Source organism: Roseovarius halophilus (ex Wu et al. 2025), from assembly GCF_047086965.1.
Genome location: NZ_JBKOTX010000202.1, coordinates 1 through 9,448, shown reverse-complemented (window position 1 = coordinate 9,448; position 9,448 = coordinate 1). Strand labels below are relative to the sequence as shown.

Here is a 9,448-nt window from a genome sequence, read left to right as displayed (position 1 = left end):
CGCGCCAGGTGTCGAGCTGTTCTTGTCGTCCATGGTCCATTCTCCTTCGATGGAAAATTAGCGCTATGAACTGTCTCAGGAAACCGTGCCCCAACCCAGGTGTGGTTGCTGTCTTGCGGCCGGGGCCGGACGTGCTGGCCACCATGATTTGCTCCGATCTTGTCCCTTTTTGGCAAAGTCTAACAGAATTCTCGGACAGCACAGCGGGAAACACGCAATTCTTTCCAATCGTGCCGCCAAGCGTGACACCGGCGCGAAAAAAGGGCGCCCCGCGGGGCGCCCTTTGGTCTTTGCGATCCGTCCAAGGGATCAATGCGCGACGGTCGCGCTGCCCTCTTCGCCGCCCTTGCGCAGGGCGGCCTCCACGGCGGCGGCCTCCGCGGCCTCCTGGTCCCACTCGATGGGTTCGGGCTGGCGCACCAGCGCGTGCTTGAGCACCTCCGATACGTGGCTGACGGGGATGATCTCCAGCCCCTCTTTCACGTTGTCGGGGATCTCGGGCAGGTCCTTCTGGTTTTCCTCGGGGATCAGCACCGTGGTGATGCCGCCCCTCAGGGCCGCCAGTAGCTTTTCCTTCAATCCGCCGATGGCCGAGGCATTGCCGCGGAGGGTGACCTCGCCGGTCATCGCGATGTCCTTGCGCACCGGGATGCCCGTCAGGACCGACACGATGGCCGTCACCATGGCCAGGCCGGCCGAGGGGCCGTCCTTCGGCGTCGCCCCGTCGGGGACGTGGACGTGGATGTCCAGCTTGTCGAAGCGCGGCGGCTTGATGCCCAGCTGCGGGCTGACCGAACGGACATAGGAATTGGCCGCGTCGATGCTTTCCTTCATCACGTCGCCCAGGGTACCGGTGGTCTTCATCCGGCCCTTGCCCGGCAGGCGCAGCGCCTCGATGTTGAGCAACTCGCCGCCCACGGAGGTATAGGCCAGCCCGGTGACGACACCGATCTGGTCCTCTTCCTCGGCCAGGCCATAGCGGTGCTTGCGCACGCCCAGGTAGTCCGAGAGGTTCTCGGCGCTGACTTCGACGCGGCTGACCTCTTTCTTGATCAGCTGGGTCACCGCCTTGCGGCAGACCTTGGCGATCTCACGCTCCATGTTCCGCACGCCGGCCTCGCGGGTGTAATGGCGGATGATCCCCGTCAGGGCGCTGTCGTCGAGCGAGAACTCGGCCCCCTTGAGCCCGTGGTTCTTCATCTGCTTGGCCAGCAGGTGCTGCTTGGCGATCTCGCGCTTCTCATCCTCGGTGTAGCCCGCCAGCGGGATCACCTCCATCCGGTCAAGCAGCGGCTCGGGCATGTTGTAGCTGTTGGACGTGGTCAGGAACATCACGTTGGACAGGTCGTATTCGACCTCCAGGTAGTGGTCCACGAAGGTGGAGTTCTGTTCCGGATCAAGCACTTCCAGCATGGCCGAGGCCGGGTCGCCGCGGAAATCCTGGCCCATCTTGTCGATCTCGTCGAGCAGGATCAGCGGGTTCGTCGTCTTGGCCTTCTTCAAGGCCTGGATGATCTTGCCCGGCATCGAGCCGATGTAGGTCCGGCGGTGGCCGCGGATCTCGGATTCATCGCGCACGCCGCCCAGGCTGATGCGAATGAACTCGCGCCCCGTCGCGCGCGCCACGGACTTGCCCAGCGAGGTCTTGCCCACGCCCGGAGGCCCCACGAGGCACATGATCGGCCCCTTGAGCTTTTTCGAGCGCTGCTGCACGGCTAGGTGTTCGACAATGCGTTCCTTGACCTTCTCCAGCCCGTGGTGATCGTCATCGAGGATCTTCTCGGCGCGGCCGAGGTCCTTCTTGACGCGGGAGTTCTTGCCCCAGGGGATCGACAGCATCCAGTCGAGGTAGTTGCGCACCACCGTGGCCTCGGCCGACATGGGCGACATGTTCTTGAGCTTTTTCAGCTCGGCCTCGGCCTTCTCGCGCGCCTCTTTAGACAGCTTGGTGTTGGCGATCTTCTCTTCCAGCTCGGCGATCTCGCCCTCGCCATCCTCGCCGTCGCCCAGCTCTTTCTGAATGGCCTTCATCTGCTCATTCAGGTAATATTCGCGCTGGGTCTTCTCCATCTGGGACTTGACGCGGGTCTTGATCTTCTTCTCGACCTGCAGCACCGACATCTCACCCTGCATCAGGCCGTAGACCTTCTCCAGGCGCTCGCTGATCGACAGGGTCTCCAGAAGTTCCTGCTTTTGGTCCACCTCGATGCCGAGGTGCCCGGCGACGAGATCGGCCAGCTTGGCGGGCACGTCGGCCTCGTCCACCGCCGCCAGCGCCTCTTCGGGGATGTTCTTCTTGACCTTGGCGTATTTCTCGAACTCCTGCCCGACCGAGCGCGAGAGCGCCTCGATCGCGGTCATGTCGCCGGGCATCTCGGTCAGGTCTTCGCAACTGGCCTCGAAGTAGGTCTCGTTTTCGAGGAACTCGGTGATGCGCACGCGCTGCTTGCCCTCGACCAGCACCTTGACGGTGCCGTCGGGCAGCTTCAGCAGTTGCAGCACATTGGCCAGCACGCCGACACGGTAGATGCCGTCGCTGTCGGGGTCGTCCACGCCCGGGTCGATCTGGCTCGACAGCAGGATCTGCTTGTCGTCAGCCATCACCGCCTCGAGCGCCTTGACGGATTTCTCGCGGCCCACGAAGAGCGGCACGATCATGTGGGGGAAAACCACGATGTCGCGCAGCGGCAGGATGGGATAGGAATTGCTCAGAGGCTCTTGCATGCTCTTTCCTTAGTTCTTGGCAAGACGGCAGGTCCCAGTTTTAGGCAACGCCGCCGTCTCCGGTCATGGACCTCAATAGTTGGGTCTTGGCGCCCCATTTTCAACCATGACCGCGTCGCATTGATGTTACAGTTGTGCCCCGCACGCGCCGCGGCTGCAAGCGGGACGGTGCGTTTTCCGCCGCGCCTTTTCGCGGCGGATCGGGGCGGATCACGCGCTAGAGCCGCTCGATATCGCCCGCGGCGCGCGCCGCGTGGAACTCTGCCTCCCACGCCGCGAAGCGCTGTTCGGCGATGGCATCGCGCATCCCGGCCATGATCTGCTGGTAGTAGTGCAGGTTGTGCCAGGTCAGCAGCATGCCCGAAATCATCTCGCCGGCCCGGAAGACATGGTGCAGGTACGCGCGCGAATAGCCCCGGCAGGCGGGACAGGTGCAGTCCTCGTCCAGCGGGCGCGGGTCGTCGGCGTGGCGCGCGTTCTTGAGGTTGACCTGCCCGCGGCGGGTCCAGGCCTGCGCTGTCCGGCCCGAGCGCGAGGGCAGCACGCAATCCATCATGTCGACCCCGCGCTTGACCGCGCCGACGATGTCATCGGGCTTGCCCACCCCCATCAGGTAGCGCGGCTTGTCCGCGGGCAAAAAGCCCGGCGCGTAGTCCAGCACGCCGAACATGGCCTCTTGCCCCTCGCCCACCGCAAGCCCCCCGATGGCGTAACCGTCAAAGTCGATGGCTGTCAGCGCCTGCGCTGATTCCTCGCGCAACTCGGGCGTGACCCCGCCCTGCATGATCCCGAAGAGCGCATGCCCGGGCCGGTCGCCAAAGGCCTCGCGCGAGCGCTGCGCCCAGCGCATCGACAGGTGCATGCTTGCGGCGACCTCGGCCGGCGCGGCGGGCAGCGCCGGGCATTCGTCGAAACACATCACGATGTCCGAGCCCAGCAGCCGCTGGATCTCCATCGAGCGTTCCGGCGTCAGCTCGTGGCGCGATCCGTCCATATGCGAGCGGAAGGTCACGCCCTTTTCCGTCAGCTTGCGCAGGGCGGCCAGGGACATGACCTGAAAGCCCCCCGAATCCGTCAGGATCGGCCGGTCCCAGTTCATGAATTGGTGCAGCCCGCCCAGCCGGGCGATGCGTTCGGCCCCGGGCCGCAGCATCAGGTGGTAGGTATTGCCCAGAAGGATGTCGGCCCCGGTGGCGGCCACGCTTTCGGGCAGCATGGCCTTGACCGTCGCCGCCGTCCCAACGGGCATGAAGGCGGGCGTGCGGATCGCACCACGCGGGGTCGAGATGACGCCGCTGCGCGCGCCCCCGTCCGTGGCCTTGAGTTCGAAGGCGAACCTCTGCGTCATCGGGCAATCCTTTGCAATTTCGCCCGGCGTTGTTACCCATGTAAGGCAAAAAGAAAAGGAGACCTCATGTCCGAGACCGACACGCCCCCCGAGCCGATCCGCCTGGGATGGGAGGAATGGCTGGGCCTGCCGAACCTCGGATTGCCCACCCTGCGCGCCAAGGTCGACACCGGCGCGCGCACCTCGGCGCTGCACGCCCACGAAATCGAGACCTTCGGCTCGGCCCGCGCCCCCAAGGTGCGTTTCGACGTGCATCCGATCCCCGGGCGCGACGACATCTCGATCACCTGTTCGGCCCCGGTCGTGGACCGGCGCGAGGTGACCTCGTCGAACGGCGAGATCGAGATGCGCTATGTCATCGAGACCATGGTCGACGTGGGCGAGGGCCAGACCTGGCCCATCGAGGTGACGCTGACCGACCGCGCCACCATGGCCAGCCGGATGCTGCTGGGCCGCCAGGGCCTGCGCGACGATGTGATCGTCCAGCCCACCGAACGTTTCTTGCGCCCCGAGCGCGGCTTCGAGGTCTATACCACGCGCCGGATCAAGCAGGTGGCCCCGCGCCGGGCGCTGCGCATCGCCGTGCTCAGCCGCGAGGCCAACAACTATTCCACCAAGCGCCTGGTCCACGAGGGCGAGGAACGCGGCCACACCGTCGAGATCATCGACACAACCCGCTGCTACATGGCGATCAACGCCCTGGCCCCCGAGGTGCACTACGACGGCAAGCGCCTGCCCCGCTACGACGCGGTGATCCCGCGCATCGGGTCATCGATCACGCCCTACGGCACCGCCGTCGTGCGCCAGTTCGAGAACCTGGGCACCTATTGCATCAATGGCAGCTCCGGGATCGCGGCCAGCCGCGACAAGCTGCACGCGCATCAGGTGCTGGCCGGGCAGAAGGTCGGCATGCCCACAACGGCGTTTGCCGCCAGCCCCAAGGACACCAGCAACCTGATCGGGCTGGTGGGCTCGGCCCCGCTGATCGTCAAGCTGCTGGAAAGCACGCAAGGCAAGGGCGTCGTTCTGGCGGAAACCAAGAAGGCCGCCGAATCCGTGATCGACGCCTTTCGCGGGCTGAAGGCCAACTTCCTGGTCCAGCAGTTCGTCAAGGAGGCCGCGGGCGAGGACATCCGCTGTTTCGTGATTGCCGGCAAGGTGGTGGCCTCGATGAAGCGCACATCGGGCGGTGAGGATTTCCGCTCGAACCTGCACCGGGGCGGCTCGGCGGCTGCGGTGCGCATCACACCGGCGGAACGGCGCGTCGCGGTCAAGGCGGCCAAGGCCTTCGGGCTGGACATGGCCGGGGTCGACCTGCTGCGCTCCGAGGACGGGCCCAAGGTGCTCGAGGTCAATTCCTCGCCCGGGCTGGAAGGCATCGAGAAAGCCAGCCGCAAGGACCTGGCCGGCAAGCTGTTCGATCACGTCGAGGAACGGGTCCGCCCGACCCCCGCGCGCGGCAGCACCGCAAAGAAGGCTGCGGCCAGGACGTAGCCCGCCCTTTACGGGGGGCGGCGCTTTTCCTATATATAGAGTCAGGAAAAGGAGCGTGCGCCATGACCGACCAGACCCAGCCGTTGGAAGGCACCCCGTTGATCAAGCCCTCGACCACGGGGCACCCGCTCTACGATCAGATCGTCGCGGCCTGCCAGTCGGTCTATGACCCCGAAATCCCGGTCAACATCTATGATCTTGGCCTGATCTACACCATCGAGATCTCCGAGGCGGGCGAGGTGCATGTCATCATGACACTCACCGCACCGGGCTGCCCCGTCGCCGGCGAGATGCCCGGCTGGGTGCATGATGCAGTGACGGGCGTGCCCGGCGTGCAAATGGCCGACGTCGAACTGGTCTGGGACCCGCCCTGGGGCATGGACATGATGACCGACGAGGCACGGCTGGAGCTGGGGTTCATGTAGCACCCGCGTGGGCCGGGCCATCCTGCGGGACCGGTTCGGCACGGCGTCCCACTAATACAGCGACCAGAAAGGCCCCCCTTGAGAGGATGGCCAAGCCTGACTAGGTTGGAACGACAAGCGGATCGGAGGTCCTATGTTCGGCATTCCCGGCAAGCAAGCCGTAACCCTCACCCCCAAGGCGACGGGGCAGATCGTCAAGTTGATGGATCGGGACGGCCACCAGGGCCTGCGCATCGGCGTCAAGAAGGGCGGCTGCGCGGGCATGGAATATACCATGGACTACGCCGAGGAGATCGACCCCAACGACGAGGTGGTCGAACAGGATGGCGCGCGGGTGATGATCGCCCCCATGGCGCAGATGTTCCTGTTCGGCACGGAAATCGACTATGAGGTCGGCCTGCTGGAAGCGGGCTTCAAGTTCCGCAACCCCAACGTGGAAGATGCCTGCGGCTGCGGCGAATCCATCAAGTTCAAGGATGTCGAGGAATTGTCGGCGGAACAGGGCCGCGCCTGATGAGCGTCCCGGCGGCCGGGGCCGCCTATGTTACGGACCTGTTTTCGGACCTGCCCGGAGAGATCACGACACGGCGCATGATGGGCGGGCTGTGCGTCTATCACGACGGCACGATTTTCGCGATCCTCCACCCCGACCACGGACTGATGATCAAGGGCGCGGGGGCGTTTCAGGACCACCTGGAGGCCAAGGGCTGCACCCGATGGGTGCAGAAACGGGGCGATGGCGGCACGCGCGCGATGCCCTACTGGAGCCTGCCCGACGCCGCGCAGGAGGACCCCTCGGAGGCCAGCGCGCTGGCCCGCGAGGCGCTCAGCTTCCTGTAGGCCTCCGGGTCGATACGGCCGGTTGACCCTTGCATTTCGCGGCGATTGCCGTGATCCCTTGTCGCAACGCCCACCCGCGACAGGAGGACACGCATGCGCCGCAAACTCGCCGCCGGAAACTGGAAAATGAACGGGCTGGCCGCCGACCTGTCCGAGCTGGAAAAGATGGCCGCCGCCAAGCCTGCCCCGACAGTCGACACGGCCATCTGCGGCCCCGCCACCCTGCTGCACCGCATGGCGGCGTTGGGCTGGCCCGTGGGCGGCGAGGATTGTCACCCGGCCGAGAAAGGCGCCCATACCGGCGACATCTCGGCCGAGATGCTGGCGGATGCCGGGGCCGCCTATGTCATCACCGGCCATTCCGAACGCCGGGCCGACCACGGCGAGACCGATGCCGAGGTCTGCGCCAAGACGCAGGCCGCCTGGCGCGCGGGGCTGACCGCCATCCTCTGCATCGGCGAGACAGAAGCGCAGTATCGCGCCGGCGAGACCCAGCAGGTGCTGCGCGGGCAGATGGCCGGCTCGATGCCCGAGGGTTGCACCGGCGCAAATACGGTGCTGGCCTATGAACCGGTCTGGGCCATCGGCACCGGGCTGACCCCCACCGCCGACGAGATCGGCGCGGTGCACAACGCCCTGCGCGACGCGCTGATCGACCGCTTTGGCACGGAGACCGGCCTGGCCATCCGCATCCTCTACGGCGGGTCGGTCAAACCCGCGAACGCCGCCGAGATCTTTGGCGTCGCCGATGTGGACGGGGCGCTTGTGGGCGGGGCCTCGATGAAGGCCGATGATTTCCTGCCCATCGTCGCCGCGCTGGAATCCGCCGACTGACCCCATGGATAGCCTGCACCAATCCCCCACCGATCCGGGCTTCGTCCAGGATCCCTACCCCTTCTATGACCGGGCCCGCGCCGGCGGCCCCCTGTTTTGGTGGGCGGACTACGGTGCGGTCTGCGCGACTTCCTACGAGGCGGTCATGGCGCTGCTCAAGGACAAGCGTCTGGGCCGCGAGGCGCCCGAGGGCCACGCGGCGCCCATCCCGGACCGGTTGCGCCCGTTCTACGACATCGAGGCCCATTCCATGCTGGAACTGGAGCCGCCGCGCCATACCCGGCTGCGGTCGCTGGTCTTGCGGGCCTTCACCTCGCGCCGGATCATGGGGATGCGCGACGAGGTCATGGCGCTGGCGCACCAGCTGATCGACGATTTCCCGGCCGGCGAGGTCGACCTGCTGCCGGCCTATTGCCAGCGCATCCCGGTGGTGATCATCTGCCGCCTGCTGGGGGTGCCCGAAACCATGGCCGGCCAGTTGCTGGCCTGGTCCGGCGCCATGGTCGCCATGTATCAGGCTGGCCGCACCGCGCAGGTCGAGGCCCGCGCCATGGCCGCTTCCAACGAATTCTCGGAGTTTCTGCGCGGCTACATCGAAGAGCGCCGCAGCCGCCCGGGCGAGGACCTGATCACCCAGTTGATCGCCGCCGAGGAAGACGGCGAAAAGCTTAACACCGACGAGTTGATCTCGACCTGCGTCCTGCTGTTGAACGCGGGCCACGAGGCCACGGTCCATGCCATGGGCAATGCCGTCAAACTACTGCTGGAACAGGATCACCGGAAGGTGGATGAAGACGTGGTCGAGGAATGCCTGCGCCTCGATCCGCCCCTGCACATCTTCGACCGGTGGGTCTACGAGGAGGTGACGCTTTTCGGCCACCACTTCCGCCGCGGCGACACTGTCAAATGCCTGCTGGGCGCGGCCAACCGCTGTCCGCAAACCTTCGAGACCCCGGCCCGGTTCCACCCGAAGCGCGACGGCGTGCTGTCCACCAGTTTCGGCGGCGGCATCCATTTCTGCGTGGGCGCGCCGCTGGCCCGCCTGGAACTGCTGCTGGGGCTGCAGGTGCTCTTCGAGCGCTGTCCCGACCTGACCCTGACCGAGGCGCCGCGCTACGCGGATGTCTATCACTTTCACGGGCTGGAGCGCCTCATGGTCCGGCCATGAGGCCGCGCAGCACCCCGGCGTCGCCATGAAGGGGCAAGGGCCTTGCAGACCGTGACATTGGCCGATCTGATCCGCGTTTTCGGGCGCATCGGGTTTCTGTCCTTCGGCGGCCCGGCGGCGCAGATCGCCCTGATGCACCGCGAACTGGTCGAGGACCGCCCCTGGTTGACCGAGGCGCAATACCTGCGCGCCCTGTCCTTTTGCATGTTGCTGCCGGGGCCCGAGGCCATGCAGCTGGCCACCTATGCCGGCTGGCGGCTGCGCGGGGTGGCCGGCGGGCTGATCGCGGGCGGGCTCTTCGTGCTGCCCGGCGCGCTGGTCATCGCGGCGCTGGCCATGGCCTATGGCGCGCTGGCCGACCTGCCGCTGGTGCAGGCCGGGTTTTTGGGCGTCAAGGCGACCGTGGTGGTCATCGTCATCCAGGCGATCCTGCGGCTCTCGGCCAAGGCGCTGAAGGGCCCGGAGCATCGGGGCCTGGCGGTGCTGGCCTTCCTGGCGCTGTTTCTCTTCGATCTGCCCTTTCCGCTGGTCATCGCGCTGGCCGCGGCCTTGGGCGCCTGGCGCTTCAGCGGGCCGACCCTGCCCGGCGGCGTCCCGGTCGACCTGCGCCGCAGC

Annotated in this window: 9 protein-coding genes; 7 read left to right on the top strand and 2 right to left on the bottom strand. The window is 66.4% G+C overall.

Annotated elements, in window-relative coordinates; genetic code table 11:
• Positions 1 to 309: 309 nt before the first annotated feature.
• Positions 310 to 2,724 carry an endopeptidase La gene (lon, locus tag ACH107_RS26600; protein ID WP_412508661.1) on the bottom strand — a complete coding sequence of 805 codons (2,415 nt, stop codon included), beginning with the start codon at positions 2,722 to 2,724 and terminating at the stop codon, positions 310 to 312.
• 217 nt (positions 2,725 to 2,941) lie between these two features.
• Entirely contained in the window at positions 2,942 to 4,072 is a 1,131-nt protein-coding gene (tgt, locus tag ACH107_RS26595; RefSeq protein ID WP_412508659.1) for a tRNA guanosine(34) transglycosylase Tgt, read from the bottom strand.
• Between the two features lie 66 nt (positions 4,073 to 4,138).
• On the opposite strand from tgt, the gene rimK reads away from it, so the two are divergent.
• The 7 genes from rimK to ACH107_RS26560 form a co-directional block, all read left to right on the top strand.
• Positions 4,139 to 5,566 carry a 30S ribosomal protein S6--L-glutamate ligase gene (gene rimK / locus ACH107_RS26590; RefSeq protein ID WP_310691977.1) on the top strand — a complete coding sequence of 476 codons (1,428 nt, stop codon included), beginning with the start codon at positions 4,139 to 4,141 and terminating at the stop codon, positions 5,564 to 5,566.
• 62 nt (positions 5,567 to 5,628) lie between these two features.
• Positions 5,629 to 5,991, top strand: coding sequence for an SUF system Fe-S cluster assembly protein (locus ACH107_RS26585; protein ID WP_310691978.1), 363 nt, complete (start codon positions 5,629 to 5,631; stop codon positions 5,989 to 5,991).
• 133 nt (positions 5,992 to 6,124) lie between these two features.
• Positions 6,125 to 6,505 (top strand): iron-sulfur cluster assembly accessory protein, encoded by a 381-nt coding sequence (locus tag ACH107_RS26580; protein WP_310691979.1) that lies wholly within the window; start codon positions 6,125 to 6,127, stop codon positions 6,503 to 6,505.
• Positions 6,505 to 6,831 (top strand): TfoX/Sxy family protein, encoded by a 327-nt coding sequence (locus ACH107_RS26575; protein ID WP_310691980.1) that lies wholly within the window; start codon positions 6,505 to 6,507, stop codon positions 6,829 to 6,831. The genes ACH107_RS26580 and ACH107_RS26575 overlap by 1 nt, the downstream gene beginning before the upstream one ends.
• Before the next feature lie 93 nt (positions 6,832 to 6,924).
• Positions 6,925 to 7,665: a triose-phosphate isomerase gene (tpiA, locus tag ACH107_RS26570; protein ID WP_412508656.1), complete on the top strand. Its 741-nt coding sequence runs from the start codon at positions 6,925 to 6,927 to the stop codon at positions 7,663 to 7,665.
• Positions 7,666 to 7,669: 4 nt separating this feature from the next.
• Positions 7,670 to 8,833, top strand: a complete 1,164-nt coding sequence (locus tag ACH107_RS26565) for a cytochrome P450 (RefSeq protein WP_310691982.1) — start codon at positions 7,670 to 7,672, stop codon at positions 8,831 to 8,833.
• Positions 8,834 to 8,875: 42 nt separating this feature from the next.
• Positions 8,876 to 9,448 (top strand): chromate transporter (locus ACH107_RS26560; RefSeq protein WP_412508654.1); only part of this gene is annotated, 573 nt, incomplete at its 3' end.